We start from the raw sequence: 24,339 nt of genomic DNA, 5'->3' as shown, positions 1-24,339 counted from the left end.
TATCTAGTTTGTTGAATCAGAATGAATCCTAACTGCATTCGGACATGTTCCAACCAACTAAGTGTTAGCTTCTGAACTGATCTGACAATCTCAAGCGGTTCCCATGTATACAAGTGGAAGCGAATGGAACAACTAGTATTTTCATGCAACACGTTACGATTCGTTATGTACTTTTTCCATAACCGCAAAATAATTTTGTTCGCTATCGGCAAAGTTAAATACCCTCCCCGAAGGCATATCGACTATCTCTCCCACCGTAATATCTTCATTTGACAAGGTACTATGTAACGTTTCGAGATCTTCTGAGAAAAACAGTAAAGAAGGAGTGCCAAGATTCAATTCCGGCTGCATCTCAGCAATCATTTCCTTGTTGTGAAGGACTATACTCGTTTCCGCTTCTTTGGTTGGAGCTATTTCAATCCATCTCATACCTTGACCGTTATCCTCATCAGAAATTACAGTAAATCCAACCTTTTTCGTCCAAAAATCCACTGCCTCTTCTTGATTGTGTACATATAACATAATTTGACCGATTTTATTAATCATGGGTTTTGCTCCTTTTCTCTTTTGTATGTAGTATATACGAGTTGATACGGATACAGTCAAAAATGCTTGTTTGTTGAGTATTATTTATCGCAACATGTTTTCGGGTCTGGTATATCTAATAGTACGTTTTTTAAAAGTAACTGACACCCTAATTGTGTAGGGACCTGGTACCTGTAGGTGCATATAAGAATGAAACATGGGTCCGTATTGACGGCGTATAGGACATAGACATAGGTATTAGAGGAATGTCGTTACTTATAAAAAGGATTCACATGCTAATTATGGATAAATTTGAATGAATTTCCCCATGACTTTCCGCGAGGGTTTTTCATCTACTCATCGTTGAGGTCAATCTGCATAGCTATTCAGTTAGACAGGTCTGTCATTCACCAAAAGCCCGTTAATATAACGATGTATATTTCACACATAACGAAAGGGAAAGGCCATAGAGGGAACTGAAGTGTTACAAGTGCTTGTCTGCCTGGATCAACTACTAGAAGTGTCGTTATGTTAACTAAAGAAGCATGGAGAATACATATGTCTTTTCAAACAAAAAATGATGTACAAATTAACAATTCATCTTAAGCATATAACCATGGTATTTTAATTGCGTTCAAAAAGTTATTAAAAACAACCACCAATCCGATTTTTCCTACGCTAAGGAATCATCGGCTTTATTTTTATTGGACAAGTGGACGTAGTGAATGTGAACTTGCTACCTAACAATAGAAACATCTCCTGTCCGAAAATACTCGCGAAGTTCTGTTAAAACAGCCATTTCATAGTATTTAAAATTACTGTGATAAATGCGCCAAACTCTCATTTGTTGATTTGTCAGATAGCCATAAACTTTATAACCTATAAAAAGATTTCAGTTACAACAAAATTTTAATGGTTAAAAATTTGTTGTAATTAAAATAACAGTCTGATAATATTGATTATATAGTTATCCGAATAGTTGCTTTACCTAGATAACGAGAGGTGGGAGTGGATGGAATTGGAAAAAGAAAATAAATTAGTTTTTGATCACGCGATTCGCACTGCTGATATTTTAGTCGAGATGTTTGGATCGAAGTGCGAAGTTGCTGTACACGATTTTAGTAGTCTGGAAAAATCGCTTATCCACTTGGCTGGATCAGTGACAGGTCGGGATGTTGGTTCACCAATCACGGATTTAGTGTTACAGCAATTAAAAAATGGGCATGGGGAAGATTTTGCGAACTACAAAACAGTATCTGGAAAAGGTTCCGTTATGAAATCATCAACTGTATTTTTGAAAGACTCTCACGATAGGGTAATAGGAGCGTTATGCATCAATTTTGATATTAGTTTATTAATTCAACTGGGAGGTGAAGTTCAAGAAATTATTAGTTTCAAAGAGGACGTGCAAAGAAATGAAAACTTTTATACCGATGTACATGAAGTGATCCAATCAATGACAAGGCAAGCACTTGAAAAACACTTTAAAGCTCCTGCACTGTTGGATACTGAAGAAAAAATAGAAGTCATTAGGGAATTAGAGTCGAAGGGTACATTCTTAATTAAAGGTGCTACTGAATATATCGCTAGTGTTCTAGGAGTGTCGAAGTTCACTATTTACAATTACCTTCAGAAAGTTCGTATGGAGCAAAGTTTTAATAATAGTTTGGGAGATGATTAATATGTTCAAGAAGATTCATACCGATAATGCTCCAGCAGCAGTAGGTGCCTACTCACAAGCAGTAGAAAGGGATAATATTTTATTCATTTCGGGTCAATTACCTATTAACACAACTACCAATAAAATGAATGAAGATATCGTGGAACAGGCAGAGCAGTGTCTGGAAAATATAGAATCGATTTTGATAGCCGCCGGTTTATCTGCAAAAAATGTTGTGAAAAATACAGTCTACCTTACTTCATTAGATAAAGTAGTAGAAGTAAATGAAGTATACGATAAGTACTTCGGTGATAGTAAACCAGCTAGAGCCATGGTAGGAGTCAAAGAACTTCCCAAAAACGCTTTGGTTGAAATTGAATCGATTGCCATTCGTTAATAAATGACTTATAGCTATATTGGCATTTATAAAGGACTTCGTGAATTGTAAGAATTAGTGGAAGGTATTGAAAAAACAAACCGCTGTGCAATAGCTATAAGTAACGGCGCTCTAATGAAAGAATTAAGTTTTATCGCTTCTTCAGAGGGGACATTTGTCTGTCCCGAAGGTACGTTAGCATTTGCCGCCGCACCTTCGGGAAGATGGTTGGATTAAAGAAGATGGACAAGTCGTTGTACTAAATACAGGGGCTGGAATTAAATATCCGAAGACTATTGAAATAGATGTGCCAGTATTTCAAAAGAAAGAAAACATTATAAGAAGTTAATTGGTTAAAAGATGTAGTATTCATTTGAAGAGAAATACTACATCTAGACATAATTAAACTTGAATGAAAGATGTGTAAGCGCTTTCGTTCAGTTCATGATTAGAAGTTTTTTGAGATGGGTATAAAATTTTAGTGCTTAAGTAATGTAAACATATAAGGCTTCCAAGTGAAAGTGTTTTAGAATATATCCTTTAAATGATAAGAATACATCTAAATTAAAAAGGGGATTCTCATTATGGAAAAGCAATTTAAGGCAGATGAAAATCTAATTATTAATAAGAAAAAGTTCCAGTTGCCACATTTATTTTGGATAATGATGGGGATATTATTATTGGGCAGTATTGCAACATATATAATCCCAGCAGGTAATTTTGCGACGGATGAGGATGGGACTGTTTTAGGAAATCAGTTTGCGTTCCTCGGACATCAAACTCCTGTAAGTCCCTGGAAGATGATGATGTTAATATTGGATGGATTGAATGAGTCTAGCATCATTATTTACCTTGTTTTAGTATCGGGTGCAACAATTGCTGTACTACTCGCATCTGGTGCAATAGATAATATTTTGAACTGGGCTATTTTTAAATTACAAGATAAAGGGATGGGTATTTTAGTTAGTGTAATGTTTATATTGATGGTTTATATTGGTGCACTTGCAGGTAGTGATTCACTGATTGCATTAGTACCAATTGGTGTCATATTTGCTAGGAAGTTGAAACTGGATCCACTTGTTGCTATCGGTATTACAACTTTTCCGACCTTAATTGGATTCGCAACTGGACCTCAAGGCCATGTTATATCTCAATTGATGATTGGTGTTACACCTTATTCCGGAATCGGATTTCGGTTCATTTCTGTAAACTTATTTATGATTGTTGGCTTAATTTATCTTATGCGTTACATCAAAAAAATTCAAAGTAATGAAAAAACTTCTCTAATGTATAGTAATGGATGGAGAGCACACCAATTAGGTAATCAATATGGAGACGATGTAATAAAAGAAGAAAAACTTAAATTAACAAGTATTTTGGCACTATTGGTTTTTATTGCTCATTTTTTAGTGATCATCGCTTATTCTGTATTTGGGGGAGAACAGCTTTACCACTTCTTTACTGTTGTTGCTATAATAGCTGCTATCGTTATTGGACTATTGACTCGTATGTCCTTTGATGATATTGGTGAAAACTTTTCTAAGGGAATTGCTTCTATAGCTTTTATTGCCTTTATTATCGGTTTAGCTCGTGTTATGTCATTGGTTTTAACGGAAGGAAATATCATTGATACAATTGTTTTTACCATGACAAAGCCATTAATGGAGCTTAACCAAAGTTTTGCTACAATTGGAATAAGTATAGTTGTCGCTATAATTAATCCGCTTATACCATCAGCTACAAGTAAGGCAGCGATTCTTGTTCCAATCATAGAACCAATTGCCAACACGCTGGGTCTACCAAATCAGTTAGCAATTCAAGCTTTCCAGTTTGGTGATGGTTTCACAAATCTAGTGTCTCCAGTGCTTGGTTGGACAATCGGTTCTTGTGTAATGGCAGGTGTACCCTTTACAAAATGGGTACGTTGGGTTTTCCCCGCAGTATTAATCTTCATGCTAATGAGCTTTGTCATTCTATATATACTAACAATTGTCGGCTGGACTGGTGGCGAATAAATAGGATGAAAAGTAAATGATTACAAATGCATGTTTAATATACACTTTAATCCATTTCATCATACGAGTTTAACTTCACGTCAGTTTGATATGTGGTTTCGTTGTGAACTTCTTAAACACATATCTTGATGTAGCGATTTTTGTCACGATGAAATGGATTCACTTATATGATCTTAAATAAATGAGGGAAGGGCGATAACATGACGACAATGACAGAAATGAATACATTCATAAAAAACAGAGCGAAAGAATTAGAAGCAGAAACCATTCGCATTCGTAAGTATTTGTACGAATATCCAGAACTAAGTTCTGAGGAAGACGAAACAGTTAAATTTTTAAAAGATACAATAAAGGAATTAGGATTGGAAGTTGAAGAAGTACCTGGCAGCACTGGTTTCACCGTTTTATTTGATACAGGAAAACCAGGAAAGACATTAGGAATTAGAGCAGATATTGATGCACTTCCTATAGAAGAAAATCCGAAGAATCTTGCTGGACCAAGAAAGTATTTCTCTAAAAATCCAGGAGTTATGCATGCATGTGGACATGATGGTCATATGGCTATTGTACTTTCCACAATGAAAATACTAACAGAAATGAAGCATGATTTGAGTGGTAAAGTTTACTTTATTTTTGAAGAAGGGGAAGAAATTGGCTCCGGTATTGAGGCGATGGTTCAACACTTAGTTAATAGAGGAATCGATGCCATTTACGGCAACCACTTAACGGCATTTATGGACAGTGGTTCAATATGTGTTGATGCAGGTCCGAGAATGGCCGGAGGTAAATTAGTTAATTTCACTGTACATGGGAAAAGTGGTCACGGTTCACGTCCGGATCTATCCATTAATCCAATTTTTGCTGCAGCCAATATTTTAACTGGACTTACAAATGCATGGGCGAATCAAATTGACGTCACAAAAACGGTTACACTCGGATTGACGCAAATCCATGGTGGTGAGATAGATAATATCATTCCAGATAAGGTGAATATTCGGGGTTCTCTCCGATTTTTTGATGTGGAAGAAGGCAGAAAGGCTTTGGATATAGTAAAGAAAATTGCAGAATTTACTGCACAGGCACATAATTGTACCGTTGAATTTGGAGAAAATCTCGAAATTGGTGGGGATCCGGTTATAAATGATGAAAAACTAGCGGAACTAGCGATTTCTGGTAATGAAGAAATTATTCCAGGTTCTGTCATACATGATGTAATCTGGTATGCGACTGAAACCTTTAGTGAGTATAGAACAATAGCACCTACGCTTTTTGCTCTTATAGGTGTTCGTAATGAAGGGTACGGAAGTGGTGCAGAGCATCATAATAATCAATTTGATATAGATGAAAATGCGCTAATTAACGGAGTTTTGGCAACGTCTAAATTTGCAGTAGATTTTCTAACTAAATAATATATGATTCTTGTGAATAGACGATTAAGATAGGAAGAAAAGGTATAAAAAGTATAAAAAGTACAATCTATATAAGGAAGTGTTAGAAATGGGATACGATTTTACAACAAGAGTGAACCGAAAAGATAAAGGTGCATTGAAATGGGAGCAAATGTATAAGTTGAATCCAGATGTGAGTGAAGATGTTATCCCATTGTCAGATGCTGATATGGAGTTTAAAAACCCACCTGAAGTGATAGAAGGATTAAGGGAATATCTAGATGAAGCAGTGCTTGGTTATACAGGTCCTTATGAATCCTTTTTAACGGCTGTAGTGGACTGGCAAAAAAGACGACATCAATGGGAAATTGAAAAGGAATGGATTGTTCCCACTCAAGGGATTGTATCCGCTTTTTATACAGCAATTCGTATGTTTTCAAAAAAGGGAGATGGAGTCATCAATTTTCGTCCCGTTTATTATCCGTTTAGTATGGCAATTGAGGATAATGAGCGTACGGAAGTAAATGTACCGTTACTAAAGAATAATGACGATTATACGATTGACTTTGAGGCTTTTGAAAAAGCTGCAGCAGATCCGAACAACAAAATATTGTTATTTTGTAGCCCGCATAACCCTGTGGGTCGAGTTTGGAAAAAGGAAGAGTTAGAAAAATTAGCAGGCATTGCTGTGAAGCATGATTTATATGTGATTTCAGATGAAATTTGGTATGATTTTATCATGCCAGGACATCAACATACGGTGCTTGCAACGGTTAATGAAGAGTTGACAGATAAGTTAATTACTTGTACAGCAGCTTCCAAGTCCTTCAACTTGGCGGGGATGATGGCTTCTAGTATCATTATTTCAAATAAAAAAATTCGTGAACAATTCAATCAAGAATTGGCAGTAGAAACTGGGAATATGGTTGGTATTTTAGGGTATAAGGCTTATGAATTAGCCTATACAAAATCAGAAGCTTGGCTTGATGAGTTGTTAAAGGTGATTGATACCAACCAACATTTAGTACATGACTACTTTAAGGAATATTTCCCACAAATCAAAGCACCATTGATTGAAGGGACTTATGTGCAATGGCTAGATTTTAATGCTTTAGGTTTGGATCAAGAAGAACTTGAATCATTTTTGCAAAAGGATGCCGCGTTTTTTACGACGTCAGGGTACATCTTTGGCGAAGAAGGCAACGGCTTTGAGCGGATTAACTTAGCATTGCCAACAGACGCATTAGAGGAAGCATTGCATCGTTTAGGTGCGGCATTAAAGAAAAGCAAAAAGTTAGAGCGTTTAAATAGATAAAATTTAAATAAATGATAGAGCAATGGATAAATTAACACTTTAGTTAACCCATTGCTCTATTTTTGATAGAAGAGATGTAGTTGCTACTTATTTGTGTGGATTTTAACATTTCTGTTTTTAAAAGTAAAATGATAGTAGCAACCTATTGTTAAGAGCTCTTTATCATTATAACTACAAGGTACTACACTTAGCTGTAAGATGTTGAAAGGGTATGTTTACAGGAGGAGATATAATTGTTAAAGAGGTTAGTTTTAGGTTTCATTTCATTTATATTAAAATATTCCTATTTAGAAAATTAAACATTTCAAAGACAACTCTTTGCGTAAGTAGTTAAAGGGTTGTAGCCTAGATCCGACTCGCAAAAAAGTTGCGCAATGGCTACAACTTTTTTGTGTGTTAAACAGAACTCTTCCTCTCAAAATACCAATGCAATCGATACTCATAAATCTCCCATACCCAACCAAACACACCATCTTCAAATAAAATCTTTCCTCTCGAAGATCCACTCCAATTCACTTAGCTCATCCGCATACTTCAAAAGAATCGGATACGTCTAGAACTTCTACTGGATGGTTTTGCGTCTTTGTTTGCTTTTGGTAGTGTTTATTTCCCGATTTCAATGGCTAATTGCTTTGGAAAATAAAATAGCAAATAAAACGATGACCGCTTTTGTTCTTTGTTATTTTTACTAAGTAGTAAAGGCTTATTTCCAGAAGAAATGTTTTGGCGGGATTAATACGGGAAGTTTAAGAAAAGAATGAGTACACAAGAGAGGAGCAATACAAATGTTTGATTACACAGTGGAAACAAGCAAGAGCAAGGATGAAGCGGTGAAGGATCTGGAAGCGAATCTGAAGGACGAAAAATTCGGTGTGCTCTGGAATTTCGATTTGACTGCGAAACTGCAGGAAAAAGGCACTGATTTCGATACACCATATACGATTCTTGAAGTCTGCAACCCGCAGGAAGCAAACCGCGTACTATCCGAAGATCTGCTCGTTGGGTATTTCCTTCCATGCAAAATTGTTATCTTTGAAGAAGAGGGTACAACAAAAATAGGCATGCCGAAACCGAGTGCGCTGATAGAAATGGTTAATAACGACTCGCTGAAGGAAATTGCGGTGGATATTGAAAAGAGATTGATTGGCTGTATTGATAAGACAGTTTAAGCTGATTTTTTTACCGTACAGTATAACTCGGACGGTAAATAAGAGTTTATGGAATGGAGGAATTATTTATGGAAATTAAATCAGTATCCCCAAAGAAAGTGGCGAATCAGGTGTTTCAGAAAGAACCGGTTTATGTGCTGGATGTACGCAGCAAAGACGAGGCGGCTGACTGGCAGATTGAAGGAGATCAAGTCAAATACATCAACATTCCTTTCAGGGAGCTGAGTGATCCCAATTCAACGAGTCTGGAGGATTTGCCGAAAGACCAGAACGTGTATACAGTGTGTGCAAGAGGGAACAATTCCCAAAAAGCGGCTTCCTATTTGCAAGAACAGGGCTTTGACAATGTCTACTCGATTGAAGGCGGCATGGCAGCCTGGAGTGAACAGCTGGAAGCAGTTGAAATTGGTGAATTGCCTGGAGGCGCTCTTTATCAATTCGTGCGACTTGGCAAAGGATGCTTATCCTATATGATCGAATCCGACGGGGAAGCGGCAATTATTGACGCTAGCCGGATGACAGAAACCTACGAAGAGTTTGCGCGGGAAAAAGGTCTGAAGATAACACATGTCATTGATACGCATTTGCATGCGGACCATATTTCAGGCGGTAAAAAACTGGCGAACTCAGTGGATGCTACCTATTATTTGCCGCCGGATGATGCGGAAGAAGTGGTTTTTAAATTTGAACCAGTCGTTGATGGAATGAAATTTCAAGTCGGCAGCGCAGAGATTGAAGCTGTATACTCTCCTGGGCATACAATCGGCAGTACGACATTCGTGGTCGATAATCAGTACTTGCTCACGGGTGACATTCTGTTTGTAGAATCCATTGGCCGCCCGGATCTTGCCGGTAAAGCGGGCGACTGGGCAGAAGATCTGTACGAAACCCTCTACAGCCGCTACAAAAAATTGGCTGATGACCTGCTTGTGCTTCCGGCTCATTACTCGGACGTCAGTGAGCTCAATGAAGACGGCAGTGTGTCAGCGAAACTGTCTGTTCTTTATCAGAACAATGAGGGACTGCAGATAAAAGATGAAGAAAAGTTTATCAAGCGGGTAACGGAAGGTCTGAAAGATCAGCCGAATGCATATGAAGAAATCCGACAGACAAATATGGGCAAGATTAATCCACCGCCTGAAGAAGCGAAGGAAATGGAGACTGGCCCGAACAACTGCGCAGTATAGAGGGTTTTAAATGATTTAGACAGATAAATCATTTGATGCAAAAGGACTTGCTTGCCCAATACCGATTGCAAACCCACCGTTGTTGGGAGTTGCAGAATTTACTCCAAAACTAAGGAGGCAGTACAATGGTGAACTGGAATGAACGCTTTAAAGACAAGAAATACATCTATGGGACCGAACCGAATGTATTTCTAAAGGATATGCAGGGGAATTTATCTGGGGAGGTCTTGACCATCGCGGAAGGGGAAGGAAGAAACGCTGTCTTCCTGGCCAGACAGGGGCTGCACGTCACGGCATGGGACAATGCCGAATCCGGATTGGATAAGTTGAAAAAGTTGGCAGCAAAACAAGGTGTCCAGGTGAACACGCAACGGATCGATCTGGCAGAAGCACAGTGGCAGAAGAATCAATGGGATGGAGTTGTGAATATTTTTGGTCACTTCCCAGGAGAAGTCCGACTGAAAACCCTTCATGGAGTCAAAGAAGCCGTAAAGCCTGGAGGGTATTTTATAGCGGAAGTCTATTCACAAGACCAAATCCCTTATCAAAGCGGAGGCCCCAAAGAGCTGGATTTTCTCTACCGACCGGAAGACTTTCTGGACGCATTCAGTGATTGGCGAATCATTCATTTTTTCGTTGGAGAGGTCACACGCCATGAAGGCGACCTCCATAAAGGACTTTCTCATGTCATCCAGTTCGTTGGACAAAAACCGTAAATTCCAAGTGATAATCTACTCAATAAAAAGACGTCCGATTTTAGAAAAATTGGACGTCTTTTTATTGGTCTGAAGAGTAGAATCTTTCATATATTTTACTGACTTTCTTTTTAAATGCCTCTATACCAATATAACTCGCTTCCTCATACTCCGCCAATTCTTCATGCATCTTGTTATTTATTTCAGCTATATATTGTGAATCATTCAATATGCGGGTCACGCAAGTTTTTCCATCCGCTTCGATGATCTCCGGGATGAGGTCGCGAACGAGTTTATTGTAGATGGGCATTTGTATCTCTCCTTTAGTTCTGTAATTTGCTTTATTCTACCATAATCCCTTACAAACTGTGATAACCAAAGAGATTTTGCCATCGGGTTAACGGAAAACCCTATACACTTACCACATTACTAGTGGATTAGATTGCTAAATGTCCAGAATATATACAAAATTGATTGACTAGTATTGTCGAATAGTAAATAATAAGTAGTAAGCAACTCATTTTGTACAATGTCAGCTGTGAGTACTTAGAATCATGATAAAGTATGAATTTCCCTATCTAACGGGGTAAGGAGGTGGAACGGATGTTTTCGACACCAGACTACCAAGACTATACACAATTAATCGGTTCCTTTTCACCGAAAATGATACTCGCATCATTTTTGGTGATAGCGTTCTCTTCCTATACCACACTCGTATTATATGATCGTATGCTAAAGCCAAGTTTCTTTAAGCGGGAAGTATGGCTCTTATTGGCTTCACTGGCATTATCGTTTGGGATTTGGGCAACCCATTTTCTTGCGATGAATTCACTCTTGTTGCCGATTGAAGTGCATGTGCATTATGGGTGGGCATTCGTTTGTATATTGCCCATTTTCTTTGCGACATTACTTGCGTTCCAGCTTGTATGTAGTCCGATGAAAGCTTGTTGGCGTCATGCAGTAGGGGCAGCGTTGATTGCGCAAGGTACGACCGCTATGCACTTTATAGGTATGAAAGCGATGAAGGTGGATGCTGTAATCGTCTACGATTGGAAATTACTTATAGCGGGGAACGTGATTGCTGGATTGCTTGCATATCTCGCATTGCGGGAAATCAGCAATCTAGAACGTATTTCGCTATCAAAAGTACTTGCGACATTTTCCCTGACAGTCGGGACACTTTCTATGCATTATCTAGGCATACTCGCTACTACGTATTATGTAGAAGAAGGACAAGCGTTAAGTGAGTCTGTTATGCATATGCAAGTGATGAATCTTTTGATCGGCGTTGGCTCTGGGCTTTTGCTTCTCGGCATGTTATTGATCTCCTATATTGACGGCTATGTCGATTATTGGCTGAAGTATTTCGATGTCTTGACAAAACTGCCGAATCGACGGAATTGGGAACGTTGTTTGACCGATGAAGTCGCAGCGGGAGATGTTGCGATTTGGAATTTCCCTGATCTGCCACGTATCAATCAATTATATGGTTACTCAGAAGGAGATAAGATCCTGCAGCAAATCGGTGAGTTGTTTGCGAAGTGGAAACCTTCCTATGCACAGTTATATCGTGTCAGCGGAAATCGTTATCTATTTTGTGTGGAATCTACGGGACGCACCGCAGATTTTTATAAAAACTTAGTCCTTATGCAACGAGATATCGATCAACTATTACCTATTCAGAACCAAGAGATGCGTTATGCATGTGGATTAGCTAAGGCTGATCAAAACAAATCCGTGAAGACGTTATATAAGGAAGCATTGATGGTTGTGGAACAAGCGGCAGCTTCACATGAGTGGGGATTGGTGACGTTCGATCCAGTGACCCACGGAATGTCGTATGAGCAAGATGTCTTGCGCGATATTTCCAAAGCGTTGGATGAAAGACAGATCTATCTCGTCTATCAACCGAAAGTAAAAGGGGCTAGCCATGAATTTGTCGGTGTGGAAGCATTGCTTCGTTGGACGCATCCGAAACTTGGCGCGATCCCCCCAACGACGTTCATTCCGATCCTAGAGCAAGAAGGGCGAATGGGAGAAGTGACGGACTGGGTTATTCGCGAAGTGTGCAGACAGATTCATAACTGGGATTCGCAAAGTATTCATGTACCGCAAGTAGCCATTAACATTCCTGGCGAATACGTGACAGAACCACATTTACTCGATCTGTTATGGAAAGAAACCACTGCGTATCGATTCGATCCAAGTCGTATTGAACTGGAGCTAACGGAAACGAGTACGGCGAAGTCCACTAACCAGGCTATTGCGGCTATGAAACGATTCAGGCGCTATGGGTTTTCGATCGCGCTTGATGATTTCGGGACTGGCGTGTCGTCGTTGTCCTTTTTACAGCAGATGCCGATTACGACACTGAAAATCGATAAGTCCTTTACAGACAGAGTACCCGCGCCAGCGAAGAACAGTGCAGTGCTGAATGCCATCATAGCGATCGGATGCTCGATGGATCTGACAATAGTCGTCGAAGGCGTAGAGAAAGAAGAACAAGTGGAATTTCTGCTTGGTTTGAAGTCTGATTTGACTTTCCAAGGATACTATTTCTCGAAACCCTTGACCGTTCCACAACTCGAAAGCTGGCTGGCAGAGTCAAATACGCGAGGTTTCGTACATCCTTAACTCGAACTCATTACTAGATTTATTTATATACCCATAGATTGATAGTCAATTGGTGTGATATACTAGTTCTATCGCACCAATGAATTATATATACTTGGAATACATATATTAGCAATTGACCATATCGTCTGAGAGGGTGGAAGAGCGTGTCCAATGATTCAGGAATTTTATTGGAAAGTGGCACAAATGAGCTGGAGATTGTCGGATTTGAGATGCAAGGGAACCGTTATGGCATTAACGTGATCAAAGTGAAGGAAATTATCATGCCATTGAAAATCACGCCGATTCCCCATGCACATTTTGCGGTGGAAGGAATTATTCAGTTGCGTGGCGAAGTATTGCCCGTCGTCAGTATGGAGAAAATTTTAGGAATGGCCCCTTCAAGCCATCCGGAAGATGCAAAGTATATCGTCGCATCATTCAATAAACAAACGGTCGTTTTCCGCGTACATAACGTGACGCAGATCCACCGTATTTCTTGGAATCAAATTGAGAAACCTTCTGGCATTTATGCAGCGGAAAACTCTCAGGTGATTGGCGTCATCAAGCTCGATGGCGATATGTTGCTGTTGCTTGATTTCGAAAAGATCATTATGGATATTAATCCAGACGCAGGTATTAACTTGGAGCAAGTGAAGAAGCTTGGGAAGCGTGAACGATCAAATAAACGCATTTTGATTGCGGAAGATTCCCCGTTATTGCGTAAGTTATTGTATGACACGCTCAATGAAGCAGGCTACGCGAATCTCGACTTTTATGAAAACGGCAAAGATGCGTTTGATTATTTGGAAACGCTAGTGGCGGATGGTGTTGATGTGAAAGAGGAAGTCCAGTTGGTCATCACGGATATCGAGATGCCACAAATGGACGGACACCATTTCACAAAACGAATTCGTGAAACGCCTCAACTTGCGGGACTGCCGATTATCATCTTCTCTTCACTCATCACAGATGACTTGAAGCATAAAGGAGATAGTGTTGGAGCTGACGATCAAGTCAGTAAGCCGGAAATCGCAGAATTGGTATTGAAGATCGATAAGTATATATTGTAAAAAAGATTTTCGTGTACTGTGAACGGATTCAGAACACGGAGAGAAAACAGTAAATAGCATACCAATTGGGGACGCGATTCGCATATGAATTAGCGTCCTTATTTTTGTACCTATATCCATGCGTAAAGCGGTAATCAGCAAAAAATAACAACGCAATGGGTAAACCAATAAACAGCAACACGTAAATTTATGTCGCTCTGCTAATTGCATGGCTGATAGAAGTTTCGGACATGGTATTTGAAATAACTGATACCATTGAAGGGAATAAATGATTTTATGAAAAAATAGAGATATAAGAGGTCGGCTTATTCAACAACGGGCCTGATTGTGAAGTTAAGGATGTGACATGTGATGTTCTTCAGAAAAATGAATGATAGACAAGTATTCAACTCTAAAAAAGGGTTGGGTTTTGGGTTTTTTACGTACACGTTCGTTTCGGGAATCGATTATTTTTATTATTTATTTACATCAACTGGCTTGTTTCCTCCAGTTTTTATTTTTTGGAGTGGATTGTTAGCTTTTTTCATGTTTGAGTTGGTTTTAAATTGTAAAGATAGAGTAGCTAGAAAAAATGTAGGCAATTGAGCGTTACAATTCCAGAATTGGGCGCAATTCTTGACGAAGGATTAGCGACCTTTCCACAATAGGACCATTTTGTAGTAAAGGGAGGTAGTAAAGCTTATTAAAGCCTCTTCATGGAAATAGAGTAGCCGAGAGATACAGCAAATTAATAAGGGAGCACCTGTTAATTGCTGTGGAACTTGTCAAAGCTGCAAAAGCTGCAAAAGCTGGCAATCAGAAAGCTGTGGAAGCTATAACGAGAAGATGGTACGAAAATTGTGAAGAAATTGCCGAATATCTGAGTAGAATAAACCCTTTTATTTCAAAAGATGAATTCCAGGAAATGTTTTTAAGCACGTGGATATTACTACACAGGAAGTAGTACTTATACTCCGAATCAATGTTTAATCAATTATTGCTGTGTTTAACAAAATGAAGCGCAAGCTTTACAAATGGCGGACACAATAACTGATGCGATTGTGAAGCAATCCCGAAAAAGTTTCAAATTAAAAATTGCTGATTTACGAATGTGAATCATTCAACTAGGAAGGACAAACACCTAATTGAATTATATTACATATAGTAATTTAATGAGAACTAAAGGTTTTGGAGGGATGAAAGATGTGGCAAAATAATCAGGGGTATTACGGCGGTTACCCTTATTATCAACGTAATTGTTTAAACCCTTATTGCCAATGTGGAGCGAATTATAAATTTGACCATAACCCTCAATGTCATGAGGGATGGGGTGACAAACCTATTTATAATCAACAGAAAGAAAGTTTAAGTAATTCCATGCGTTTAGTTTGGTTACAACACGTATACTGGACAAGAATGATAATAAATAGCATTGCTTTTAATTCACCTGATACAGATGCTGTTACCGCACGTCTACTCCAAAACGCTACAGATAATGGAAATTTATTGAGACCTTACTATGGAAATAAAATAGCCGACATGTACAGCAAATTAATAAGGGAGCACCTGGTAATTGCCGCGGAACTTGTCAAAGCTGCAAAAGCCGGTGATCAGAGAGCTGTAGCAGCTATAGATCGAAGATGGCACGAAAATGGAGAAGAAATTGCTGGATTTCTAAGTGAAATAAATCCTTTTATTTCAAAAGATAAATTTCAAGCAATGTTTTTCGAGCATCTGGCTCTTACTAAACAGGAAGCAGTACTTATACTCCAAAACAATATTCAATCAAGTATTGATGTGTTTAACAAAATTGAGGCAGAAGCTTTACAAATGGCGGACACACTAACTAATGCGATTGTGAAACAATTCCCCCAAATTTTTTAGGATAAGAGTTGTTAATTGCACAATCAGGTAATAAACGGCTCCAATTATAATTTCAGTGCCTTATTAATTTAGTTTAACAATGGCAAGAATTTATGCACATATGAAATATTAACGCTTGTAAGTTACTATCAGTTAATAAAAGCTCATTAGTTATTCAACAAACGAGCGCTATTCTGTAATAAAGAATAGCGCTTATTTTTCTTTTAAAGGGACATTTGATGAAGAAAGAAACCTAAGCAAAGTTGCGTATTTACGTGAATGCTAACATCTCCCAATACACTAAGGAGGCTAGCCGGACCCTTGCAATGAATAATTACATGCCTTTGCATACCCTTTACCATGTTGATCGTGGATAGTTGGCTAGAATTCAGAACCATCAACAGTTTGGTTGAATCTTTTTCTAAAAGGCCGTTTAACAGTAAACTTAGCGGTTAAGATACCAATTAAAATAAGAATTGCCCCTACATATCCTGTAGCTTGTAGTGTTTCCTGTACGAAAATAAAAGCAAATAATGCTGCAAAAACGGGTTCTAATGAAAATATAAGACCTGTATGCGTTGGTGTAGTATACTTTTGTGCGCATGCTTGGCCAATAAATCCAATGGCACTGCAAAGTATGCTTAAAGCCAGTATAGAAACCCATGACTTGGTTGTGTCAGGAAGATGTGGCTTTTCGAGAAATAATGAAAATAGAAGCCCCCATGCCCCAGTAAAGCCGAGTTGTAAAATCCCGAGTGCGATCGAATCAACGTTTTTCGTCAACTTGTCTGTCACAATGATGAGAATGGCATAAAATAGTGCACCTAAAATGATGAGGAAGTCCCCGGAATTGATCGTCAATTCATTAGTTAACGTCAATAGAGCAATCCCAGTAATGGAGATACCCACACCAAAAATCACTTTGTTTTCAGGTTTTTTTCTAAATAGGATGGCTAGTAACAATGGAACAAATACAACGGATAGACTAAATAAAAATCCTGCATTTGAAATAGATGTGAATTTTAATCCGATCGTAACAACCGTAAATAATACGAATAAGATGGACCCTAGTAGAAATCCATAAAACACTGTTTTGAGATCTATACGTATTAACCGCTTGTAAAATACAGCGCCGGCTAATATAAAGGCTATGCCAAAACGTAGTGCTATCAGGTTAAACTCTTGAATAGAATCAAGACCTATTTTTGTAAACAAATAGGATGAACCCCAAAGCATCGTCACAATCAGCATCATGAAATTTGCCTTTAATTGAGTATCCGATCCTATCCCATGTACTACCCCGGACGACGTATTCCGATTCATTTTGATCACCTATCCCATCACGAATTGATTGTTTATAAGTATAGCTGTAAACTGAAGATTAGAAAAATGAATGTTTGTGAAGAATGACATGAATGATTTTCATGCTAGAGGAGGGGTCAAAGTGTCTTTAGTGAAGTTTGAGATATTCAGTACCGTGGTGGAATTAGGGAGCCTAACAAAAGCGGGCGAAACAATCGGTTTAAGCCAATCGGCTGTGAGTCATGCTATAGCCAGCCTTGAATCAGAATGGGGATTTACCTTACTCAATCGAGACCGTTCAGGTATTCAATTGACCAGTAACGGAGAGCGCATATTAACATACATACGTGAAATACTAAAATGGAACGAAGAGTTGGGTCAAGAAATAGCCAGTATCAATGGGTTGGAAATTGGTACAGTACGTATTGGAACGATTTCTAGCGTGTCTGTACACTGGTTACCTGAAATCTTAAAAAAATTTACTGACCATTATCCTTCGATCGAAATCAAATTGATGGAAGGGGACTATGACGATGTCGAGCATTGGATCGCAACTGGCTTAGTTGATTTTGGGTTTGTGTCCCTACCGACTTCGCAACACTTTGAAGTAATTCCCTTAAGAAAAGATCGATTGCTCTGTATCCTTTCAAACGAGCACCCTCTTGCCGATCAAAATGAAATTAGTTTTGAAATGATTAAAGGGGAGCCTCTCATCAAGTCGAAAAAAGGGAGTGATAACGATTTAATAAGAATTTTAAAAGAACACCATGTTACAGCTAATATAAAATTTGAACTGACAGATGACCAGGCAATTATTGCAATGGTCGGAAATGGTATGGGAATCAGTATACTTCCTGAAATGGTTTTACATCGGATTCCAACTAATGTTCGAGCCCTTAAACTAGAGGGAGAAAATTATCGAACAATTGGTATTGCGGTTTCATCTTTTAAAACCCTTGCTCCATCTACGAAAAAGTTCATTGAATATCTGAAATCATGGCTAAGTGAGCCTCCAAAGTTCGAGTAGCATTAGCTATATCTTCAAAAATGGGGCGCGCTTATGTAAGATACTGGGGACGCCAGATTGTGGGAAGCTGAAAAAAGAAATGTATCAATAAAATATACTTCTTCAAAAAAAATGAACCTTTGGCTAGACGTAATCATAGGTTCATGTTGTCTGAAGGCGAGTTTTCATCCTGTGTAACATCGTCTCTGATAAATCTCTATGATAAGGAGTTGAATTTTTTTGGAAGAGCAAAGGTATCATAATCTGAAATTAGGTGAAAGAGGAGCCTATCTCAGTATAGTCGCTTATATATGTCTATCCGTTTTAAAATTATTTATAGGGTATCTGAGCGACTCTGAAGCCCTTAAGGCAGATGGTTTAAATAATACAACGGATATTATAGCATCGATTGCTGTCTTGATCGGACTAAAATTATCGAGGAAACCCGCAGATAAAAATCATAAATATGGCCATTGGAAAAGTGAAACAATCGCATCGCTGGTTGCCTCTTTCATTATGATGGCAGTGGGTATACAAGTTTTAATTAGCACAGCCACTTCCTTTTTCCAGGGAGGAAAGGAATCGCCAGATATCATGGCAGGATATGTCGGTATCTTCTCCTTTATAGTTATGTACTTTGTTTATCGATACAATAAAAAATTAGCATTAAAAATAAACAGCCAAGCTGTCATGGCTGCTGCCAAAGACAACATTTCAGACGCCTGGGTCAGTATCGGAACTGCTATAGGCATATTCGGTTCACAGTTAAATATGCCATGGCTTGATACTTTGACTGCATTAGCAGTAGGATTCCTTATTTGTAAAACAGCATGGGATATTTTCAGAGAGGCTTCTCATGATTTAAGTGATGGTTTTGATGAAAATCAAATTGAAATTTATAAAAAAACCATTCAAACCATAAAAGATGTTCAAAAAATTAAAGAAATTAAAGGTAGGTATTACGGTAATAATGCAGTAGTTGATATTGTAATTCTGGTTCAACCAACCTTAAGTCTCAAACAAGCACATGACATTTCCACATTAGTTGAAAAAAAACTAAAAGAAAAAAATGATGTATATGATGTTCACGTTCATGTAGAACCAAATACCACGTGTAACGAAGGGGAATAAGAACGGAGTAACGAACCATAGTGGGGGAGAATTAGATTGAACTTCGAAAGTTACCTACAAATGATGATACAGATGTAGTTGAAATGGCCAAGATCATCTTTACCACTTCTATAGAGATACAGCTGGTAAGGGATGATATACTAACATGTACTAATTCACTACGAGCATACGACGAAATTTAGTATATTGAAAACATATAAATAGAGGGTGGAGTTTAATGCAATTTATGCTAGACCGTTCAATAAAAAAACCGATGTATAGGCAACTTGCGGAACAAATAGAGAATGGGATACTATCTGGGGATTTATCTCAGGACCAGCCATTGCCATCTGAACGTAAGTTAGCAAAAAAGTTAGGGATCAATCGGAGCACAGTTGTGACTGCTTATGATGAGTTAGAGGCGAGTGGATTAATTGTCAGAATAAAAGGAAGCGGAACGTATATCAATACGGATATATGGGGACTAACTCATAAAAGAGTTCCGAATTGGGGTAGATATGTGGAGGATGGATCATTTCTTCCGAATCTTCCTCTTGTACAGAAACTTCGTAATGAAACGGAGCAAGAAGGAATGATTAACCTATCAAGCGGGGAACTTGCAGCAGATTTACAACCTAACGCTCAATTCGCTAGGATTCTTAAGGATTATGCGTTTGATGGGAATTTAGGGTACGATCATCCTTTAGGCGATGTGGAATTACGGGAGACCATTTGTCAACATGTAAAAACCTATAAAAATATGGAAGTTGAGCCAAACTCCATACTGATTACATCGGGCGCTCAGCAAGCCATCCACCTAATCGTTCAGTGCCTGTTAAAACCAGGTGATACAGTTGCTATTGAAGATCCATCCTACGCATTCTCTTTACCGATCTTTCAATCGTTTGGTATTAAAACGCTATTACTCCCAGTTGATCAATATGGCTTAAATCCTGATGATATTGTAGCTTTACAAAGAAAACATCGAATTCGTATGCTTTTTTTAAATCCTGATTATCAAAATCCTACTGGCACAAAAATGTCGCTAGAACGTCGAAAGAGAATAGTGGAATTATCCTCAACGTACGGTATTCCCATAATTGAGGATGATCCGTATAATTTGACGTCATTCGATGGGGACATTGGACCCACGTTAAAGTCAATGGATGATAATGAAAATGTTCTATACATTAGTTCCTTATCAAAAGTGGTTGCATCAGGATTACGCATTGGTTGGATTATTGGACCAGAAAAAGTGATTACGCGTTTATCAGACGGCAAACAGCAAATAGACTTCGGTCATAGTGTTTTTCCACAATGGATAGCAAATCAATTTCTAGATTCCCCTCAATTTGATAAACATGTTTCAAATTTAAGGATCCAACTGAAGGAGCGTAGAGATGCGTTAATTTTAGCATTGGACAGTTTAACTAAAAATGAAGTTACATATGTAGTGCCACAAGGCGGAATTCATTTATGGTGTAAAATACACCACGAAATGGATGAATATAAGTTACTTGAAGAATCTATGAAAAATGGCGTTTCATTTGTACCTGGAAGACTAATGGGTTCAAAGAATGGATACGTACGATTTACTTATGGTAAAGGTAACGGAGCTTCCATACAAGAAGGCATTTCAAGGTTCGCCTACGCGCTAAGAAGTTACAGGGGATAATGTTTGAAGAATGCCAATGAATGTTTGGCTGCCACATTTGCTCCCTAGAATTGTGTCGTTGTCGTACTGTAACGTCAACCACATAATTCAGGGAACGATGATGAATAATCCACCCCGCGGTCAAGGAACCTACAGGGAAGAATCTACAGAATGTATTAGTGAAATACGAACTTTTTCAGTGGACTTAGACGGTTCCTGAGACTCGAAAACATATGCCTTTTCACGGGACCTGAACCGTCCACCGATGTTAATAAAATATAAATATAGATACAAGAGTCAATATAACAATAACTGGGAGTGATAAAACATAAATCCACAGCAAATTGGAAAAACTTTTTTTACTACTATAATCTTTATTCATAGAATTAGCAGTGGATATGGTCATAATTAGTCCGACCGCTAAAATAATGACCACGAGAATCATTGATGCAATAAGGAACACCTTTACGCCTTCCTCCTTTTTAGAAATACATTTCTTCATTCTATACAGTATAATTCTATAATACAAAGCATTTTCGGGGACCATCCACTTAGGGGTTATTTAAACCAACCACTTTTAATGTAGCGGGTATCTTGTCGTCGAGTGCCAGTCACCCAAACAACTAAAAATGTAAAAGAGATTTAATAATCATTCATGACACAGATCATAATCTGTGTATTTTTTATTTCCTAATATTTTTAAAGGGTTTTCTTAATTTAACAGATTTATAATTGGTTATCGATAGTAGTCATAACTTATATCCAGGAGGTAAACATGGATATTCAATTTATATTTTTAAAAAGAGATTAAATAAAAAAGACTTCTACAATCGGGCACGATTCCGTAATAAGATTTAGCGCCCGCATATTCAGTATGAGGGTCAATTTTTGTGAAAACATTTGTATTAGCGTTCTAATTATTTGTTTTGCACTTTCTGATATATACATACAATCCCTTATCTACCTTTATGAATATCGTAATTGTAGGGGGTGAAATAGTATGTGCAAAAAGAAAAAAACAGGTTGCCGTTGTAAGTGTAAAAAGAAATGTCCACAACAATTAACCCGGTGTGAAGGAAGTCAATGTCAACAAATCAGAAGTTGGATTGCCTCAGAGGGTTATGATGGTGTTACTAATATAGCTTATAATTACACTCAAATAAACAGATATTTTCGCCAGGCAGTTGAATATTGTCATAGTCTAGGGGATCCTTTTCGTATCGCTACTCTAAGCGAACTGGAACTACTGGCTCATCGGTTCACATATATCGATGATGCAGGCAAATTAAAAAAATGTCCTACATTAGTTTGGAGCAGAGATGAAAATGGGCAGCCCATTATTGTTCGCATTGCGCCATGTAACGGCGGGCAAATCAAGATTGTAAGAAAATCAAATCTAAAAAAATGTAAGGTTCAAGTTATTTGTGTCGCTCCTACGGGAGGGTAACTTTGTATTATAAATACTAGAGACTGTGCAACAATCAGGTACGATTGTTGAATAAAGAAATGCTCAGGCTTCTATGCCTAAGCATTTTTTTCTTGCTTTTTCTACTGTCAATTCGGTTGCAAATCATACGCTAAATGAATTGTTAATTGGGTTACGTTTTCGCGTTTTCTCTTCACATATCGTACACGGTAGTGCCCTACGGAAGTCTTCTTTGTGTTCACGCAAAATAACGCGCTACTTTCCTTGAAATAGGAAAGCGGCGCGTTGGTTGTACTATGGAATCGTGCAGTATGCAACAAGATTATTTATTGTCGTCAGATACATTCTCTTTCTGTTCTTCTGGAGTATCTTCAGTAGACGTTTTTTTCCTAATATCATAATACTTTTCCGCACCGATTCCGCCTTCGCCAATCATTTTGGAAATTTCCTTCGACCGCATTTCATTCTTTCTGATAATCTCTTGTCTGTCATCTTTAGTCATTTGCAATTCCTCCTTATACTAAACAATAGTGTTCTTTTTAAGAAAGAGAATGTGACTCTATTCCATTTTATCATATACGTATGAACAATTGTGAATTATTGCATATATCGCTAATTTTTATTGTAGAATAGTACATAACCGGTATGTAATATTTGGAAGTGGTGGTATATTCATTGGAAGTGTTTATGCAATGCTTATGGAATTAAATTGAAAGGTGACGTATATAAAATGAGGAAATTATTCGTGTTGCTGATGGTTGTGGGCGTGTTGGTAGGGTGTGGCGAGAAGCAATTATCCTATTCTGAAGTGACCATCGATCAAGTGAATGCAGATGTGAAAAGTTTCATTGACGGTATAGAAACCTCTGATGATCCTGAGGGAAATGGCATCTATATGTTCAATGAAACAGAAGTAAAACGATATTTGTATTTAAATAGAGACTTCCTGGAAAGTGGCAAAGGATTTGGCGATGTGGAGATTAAAACGGATGAGGACTCTATCCAGATATACTTGCAGGAGAATGATGACCCGACAGAAGACGAGTATAAGTTATACAACATTACATTGGATCGGACGTATGAATATATGCAAATCTTTAAAAATGATGAAGAAACATATTTCAAGTTGATTGGATTATGAAACAGAAGAAATCATAGTGGCGGCAAATCTGTCGCCACATGTTACGTACGAGGAGAGATGGTATGAAGTTGGTAGGGTGTATTTTGATGGCGGGGGTTTTAGGAATTTTGGCGTTTACGGGACCTATAGGTTGGTATATGTTAGCTACCATCATCGTCGGAGTGATTTTCAGGTCGTTTTGGTTGTTGAAGGAAATACATCAACATACCGTCCCAGTCGATGCGTACGATGGCGTGAAGGCTGCATACGAGAGATATATTTTTGAACGAGAGGAACGGGAAAAGTCGGAGCAAGATGGTTGAGACTAGAGCTTCAGTTGGGAAGAAGTGAATGACACAGCGTGGTGTATGTGTATCGACAGTTTGTGGGAATGGGTGAGCGCGTGTGAAATGGATTGGCATGATCGTGGCGGTACTTGTAGTTATGGTGTCTGTGTGGATTGTTGTAAATAAATCCTATTATCCTTCTCTACCAATAGAAAATCTATCGGCGAAAGAAGTCATCAGACAATTGAATGATTCTGATCAAAAGATTGTAGAAGTCGCTACGGATGAAGACTCCGCGTGGTATATCACAAGAAGCCAGAACAAAGGTATTTCAATAGCTGATGAAACGATTAAAGAAATGATTGGCTCCAAAGGGTGGGCATTTAAAGCAAAAGAGGGTTCAGGCCTTTTCTTTGAAAAAGAAGGTGAGACCTTGCTCGTTACGACGCAAATGTGGACGAAAAAGTATGTTCTGGTTCATGTGTCAAATCAGTTTAAGGAAATGTGAAGTAGATGTTGTTGTGAAGTGGCTGTGCTTTTGATATGAATTTGATGAGCTAGAAAAGGATGTGATTA

The 24,339-nt window shown here is 38.2% G+C and carries 23 protein-coding genes and 1 pseudogene; 20 read left to right on the top strand and 4 right to left on the bottom strand.

Going from position 1 to position 24,339, the window contains the following annotated elements; translation table 11 throughout:
- Window positions 1-153: 153 nt before the first annotated feature.
- A complete protein-coding gene (locus CSV67_RS13710) occupies window positions 154-546 on the bottom strand; it encodes a VOC family protein (protein WP_099632157.1) in 393 nt (130 codons plus the stop codon).
- Between the two features lie 991 nt (window positions 547-1,537).
- Here CSV67_RS13710 and CSV67_RS13705 point away from each other — a divergent pair.
- The 9 genes from CSV67_RS13705 to CSV67_RS13670 all read left to right on the top strand — a co-directional run bounded on the left by CSV67_RS13705 (window position 1,538) and on the right by CSV67_RS13670 (window position 10,351).
- Window positions 1,538-2,206, top strand: a complete 669-nt coding sequence (locus CSV67_RS13705) for a helix-turn-helix transcriptional regulator (protein ID WP_099632156.1) — start codon at window positions 1,538-1,540, stop codon at window positions 2,204-2,206.
- Between the two features lies 1 nt (window position 2,207).
- On the top strand, window positions 2,208-2,582 hold the full coding sequence (locus CSV67_RS13700) for a Rid family detoxifying hydrolase (RefSeq protein WP_099632155.1): 375 nt from the start codon (window positions 2,208-2,210) through the stop codon (window positions 2,580-2,582).
- Window positions 2,583-2,763: 181 nt separating this feature from the next.
- Window positions 2,764-2,910, top strand: a complete 147-nt coding sequence (locus tag CSV67_RS16700) for a hypothetical protein (RefSeq protein WP_158232946.1) — start codon at window positions 2,764-2,766, stop codon at window positions 2,908-2,910.
- 235 nt (window positions 2,911-3,145) lie between these two features.
- Window positions 3,146-4,576: an AbgT family transporter gene (locus CSV67_RS13695; RefSeq protein WP_199173186.1), complete on the top strand. Its 1,431-nt coding sequence runs from the start codon at window positions 3,146-3,148 to the stop codon at window positions 4,574-4,576.
- A 200-nt stretch (window positions 4,577-4,776) separates the two neighbouring features.
- Window positions 4,777-5,985, top strand: a complete 1,209-nt coding sequence (locus CSV67_RS13690) for an amidohydrolase (RefSeq protein WP_199173184.1) — start codon at window positions 4,777-4,779, stop codon at window positions 5,983-5,985.
- A gap of 88 nt (window positions 5,986-6,073) precedes the next feature.
- Window positions 6,074-7,279 (top strand): MalY/PatB family protein, encoded by a 1,206-nt coding sequence (locus CSV67_RS13685; protein WP_099632154.1) that lies wholly within the window; start codon window positions 6,074-6,076, stop codon window positions 7,277-7,279.
- Window positions 7,280-8,064: 785 nt separating this feature from the next.
- The gene (locus CSV67_RS13680) at window positions 8,065-8,448 is read left to right on the top strand and encodes a DUF302 domain-containing protein (RefSeq protein WP_099632153.1); all 384 of its coding nucleotides are present in this window, start codon (window positions 8,065-8,067) and stop codon (window positions 8,446-8,448) included.
- 68 nt (window positions 8,449-8,516) lie between these two features.
- A complete protein-coding gene (locus tag CSV67_RS13675) occupies window positions 8,517-9,635 on the top strand; it encodes an MBL fold metallo-hydrolase (protein WP_099632152.1) in 1,119 nt (372 codons plus the stop codon).
- A gap of 125 nt (window positions 9,636-9,760) precedes the next feature.
- A complete protein-coding gene (locus CSV67_RS13670) occupies window positions 9,761-10,351 on the top strand; it encodes a class I SAM-dependent methyltransferase (RefSeq protein WP_099632151.1) in 591 nt (196 codons plus the stop codon).
- A 136-nt stretch (window positions 10,352-10,487) separates the two neighbouring features.
- Here CSV67_RS13670 and CSV67_RS13665 read toward each other — a convergent pair.
- A pseudogene (locus tag CSV67_RS13665) lies at window positions 10,488-10,640 on the bottom strand (nucleoside triphosphate pyrophosphohydrolase); the annotation flags it as partial.
- Between the two features lie 293 nt (window positions 10,641-10,933).
- Here CSV67_RS13665 and CSV67_RS13660 point away from each other — a divergent pair.
- From CSV67_RS13660 to CSV67_RS13640, 4 genes are all read left to right on the top strand, one after another.
- Entirely contained in the window at window positions 10,934-12,964 is a 2,031-nt protein-coding gene (locus CSV67_RS13660; protein WP_099632149.1) for a bifunctional diguanylate cyclase/phosphodiesterase, read from the top strand.
- Between the two features lie 146 nt (window positions 12,965-13,110).
- On the top strand, window positions 13,111-14,016 hold the full coding sequence (locus CSV67_RS13655) for a chemotaxis protein (protein WP_099632148.1): 906 nt from the start codon (window positions 13,111-13,113) through the stop codon (window positions 14,014-14,016).
- A gap of 754 nt (window positions 14,017-14,770) precedes the next feature.
- On the top strand, window positions 14,771-14,959 hold the full coding sequence (locus CSV67_RS13645) for a hypothetical protein (protein WP_099632146.1): 189 nt from the start codon (window positions 14,771-14,773) through the stop codon (window positions 14,957-14,959).
- 239 nt (window positions 14,960-15,198) lie between these two features.
- On the top strand, window positions 15,199-15,879 hold the full coding sequence (locus CSV67_RS13640) for an acetylglutamate kinase (RefSeq protein WP_099632145.1): 681 nt from the start codon (window positions 15,199-15,201) through the stop codon (window positions 15,877-15,879).
- Window positions 15,880-16,239: 360 nt separating this feature from the next.
- On the opposite strand, the gene CSV67_RS13635 is transcribed toward CSV67_RS13640, so the two are convergent.
- On the bottom strand, window positions 16,240-17,181 hold the full coding sequence (locus CSV67_RS13635) for a DMT family transporter (RefSeq protein WP_099632144.1): 942 nt from the start codon (window positions 17,179-17,181) through the stop codon (window positions 16,240-16,242).
- A 121-nt stretch (window positions 17,182-17,302) separates the two neighbouring features.
- Here CSV67_RS13635 and CSV67_RS13630 point away from each other — a divergent pair, with 121 nt between their 5' ends.
- From CSV67_RS13630 to CSV67_RS13610, 4 genes are all read left to right on the top strand, one after another.
- On the top strand, window positions 17,303-18,187 hold the full coding sequence (locus CSV67_RS13630) for a LysR family transcriptional regulator (RefSeq protein WP_099632143.1): 885 nt from the start codon (window positions 17,303-17,305) through the stop codon (window positions 18,185-18,187).
- A gap of 219 nt (window positions 18,188-18,406) precedes the next feature.
- Window positions 18,407-19,297: a cation diffusion facilitator family transporter gene (locus CSV67_RS13625; protein WP_099632142.1), complete on the top strand. Its 891-nt coding sequence runs from the start codon at window positions 18,407-18,409 to the stop codon at window positions 19,295-19,297.
- Between the two features lie 217 nt (window positions 19,298-19,514).
- Entirely contained in the window at window positions 19,515-20,951 is a 1,437-nt protein-coding gene (gene pdxR, locus CSV67_RS13620) for a MocR-like pyridoxine biosynthesis transcription factor PdxR (protein WP_099632141.1), read from the top strand.
- 979 nt (window positions 20,952-21,930) lie between these two features.
- The gene (locus tag CSV67_RS13610) at window positions 21,931-22,377 is read left to right on the top strand and encodes a hypothetical protein (protein WP_099632139.1); all 447 of its coding nucleotides are present in this window, start codon (window positions 21,931-21,933) and stop codon (window positions 22,375-22,377) included.
- A gap of 301 nt (window positions 22,378-22,678) precedes the next feature.
- Here CSV67_RS13610 and CSV67_RS13605 read toward each other — a convergent pair whose 3' ends face one another.
- Complete coding sequence (locus tag CSV67_RS13605; protein ID WP_099632138.1) at window positions 22,679-22,858, bottom strand: hypothetical protein; 180 nt, start codon at window positions 22,856-22,858, stop codon at window positions 22,679-22,681.
- 228 nt (window positions 22,859-23,086) lie between these two features.
- Between CSV67_RS13605 and CSV67_RS13600 the strand changes: the two genes are divergently transcribed.
- From CSV67_RS13600 to CSV67_RS13590, 3 genes are all read left to right on the top strand, one after another.
- Window positions 23,087-23,497: a hypothetical protein gene (locus CSV67_RS13600; RefSeq protein WP_099632137.1), complete on the top strand. Its 411-nt coding sequence runs from the start codon at window positions 23,087-23,089 to the stop codon at window positions 23,495-23,497.
- A 62-nt stretch (window positions 23,498-23,559) separates the two neighbouring features.
- Complete coding sequence (locus CSV67_RS13595) at window positions 23,560-23,799, top strand: ATP-dependent Lon protease (protein ID WP_099632136.1); 240 nt, start codon at window positions 23,560-23,562, stop codon at window positions 23,797-23,799.
- Window positions 23,800-23,881: 82 nt separating this feature from the next.
- Window positions 23,882-24,271 carry a hypothetical protein gene (locus tag CSV67_RS13590; protein WP_099632135.1) on the top strand — a complete coding sequence of 130 codons (390 nt, stop codon included), beginning with the start codon at window positions 23,882-23,884 and terminating at the stop codon, window positions 24,269-24,271.
- The last annotated feature ends 68 nt before the right edge of the window (window positions 24,272-24,339 follow it).

This window comes from Sporosarcina sp. P2, assembly GCF_002743255.1.
Lineage (GTDB): Bacteria > Bacillota > Bacilli > Bacillales_A > Planococcaceae > Sporosarcina.
The sequence above is the reverse complement of the archived record's forward strand: the minus strand, read 5'-3'. Positions and strand labels throughout refer to the sequence as shown.

Coding starts and splice junctions, on each gene's coding strand:
- CSV67_RS13710 (WP_099632157.1), bottom strand. CDS start 546: ATGATTAATAAAATCGGTCAAATTATGTTATATGTACACAATCAAGAA.
- CSV67_RS13705 (WP_099632156.1), top strand. CDS start 1,538: ATGGAATTGGAAAAAGAAAATAAATTAGTTTTTGATCACGCGATTCGC.
- CSV67_RS13700 (WP_099632155.1), top strand. CDS start 2,208: ATGTTCAAGAAGATTCATACCGATAATGCTCCAGCAGCAGTAGGTGCC.
- CSV67_RS13695 (WP_199173186.1), top strand. CDS start 3,146: ATGGAAAAGCAATTTAAGGCAGATGAAAATCTAATTATTAATAAGAAA.
- CSV67_RS13690 (WP_199173184.1), top strand. CDS start 4,777: ATGACGACAATGACAGAAATGAATACATTCATAAAAAACAGAGCGAAA.
- CSV67_RS13685 (WP_099632154.1), top strand. CDS start 6,074: ATGGGATACGATTTTACAACAAGAGTGAACCGAAAAGATAAAGGTGCA.
- CSV67_RS13680 (WP_099632153.1), top strand. CDS start 8,065: ATGTTTGATTACACAGTGGAAACAAGCAAGAGCAAGGATGAAGCGGTG.
- CSV67_RS13675 (WP_099632152.1), top strand. CDS start 8,517: ATGGAAATTAAATCAGTATCCCCAAAGAAAGTGGCGAATCAGGTGTTT.
- CSV67_RS13670 (WP_099632151.1), top strand. CDS start 9,761: ATGGTGAACTGGAATGAACGCTTTAAAGACAAGAAATACATCTATGGG.
- CSV67_RS13660 (WP_099632149.1), top strand. CDS start 10,934: ATGTTTTCGACACCAGACTACCAAGACTATACACAATTAATCGGTTCC.
- CSV67_RS13640 (WP_099632145.1), top strand. CDS start 15,199: ATGTGGCAAAATAATCAGGGGTATTACGGCGGTTACCCTTATTATCAA.
- CSV67_RS13635 (WP_099632144.1), bottom strand. CDS start 17,181: ATGAATCGGAATACGTCGTCCGGGGTAGTACATGGGATAGGATCGGAT.
- pdxR (WP_099632141.1), top strand. CDS start 19,515: ATGCAATTTATGCTAGACCGTTCAATAAAAAAACCGATGTATAGGCAA.
- CSV67_RS13610 (WP_099632139.1), top strand. CDS start 21,931: ATGTGCAAAAAGAAAAAAACAGGTTGCCGTTGTAAGTGTAAAAAGAAA.
- CSV67_RS13605 (WP_099632138.1), bottom strand. CDS start 22,858: ATGACTAAAGATGACAGACAAGAGATTATCAGAAAGAATGAAATGCGG.
- CSV67_RS13600 (WP_099632137.1), top strand. CDS start 23,087: ATGAGGAAATTATTCGTGTTGCTGATGGTTGTGGGCGTGTTGGTAGGG.
- CSV67_RS13595 (WP_099632136.1), top strand. CDS start 23,560: ATGAAGTTGGTAGGGTGTATTTTGATGGCGGGGGTTTTAGGAATTTTG.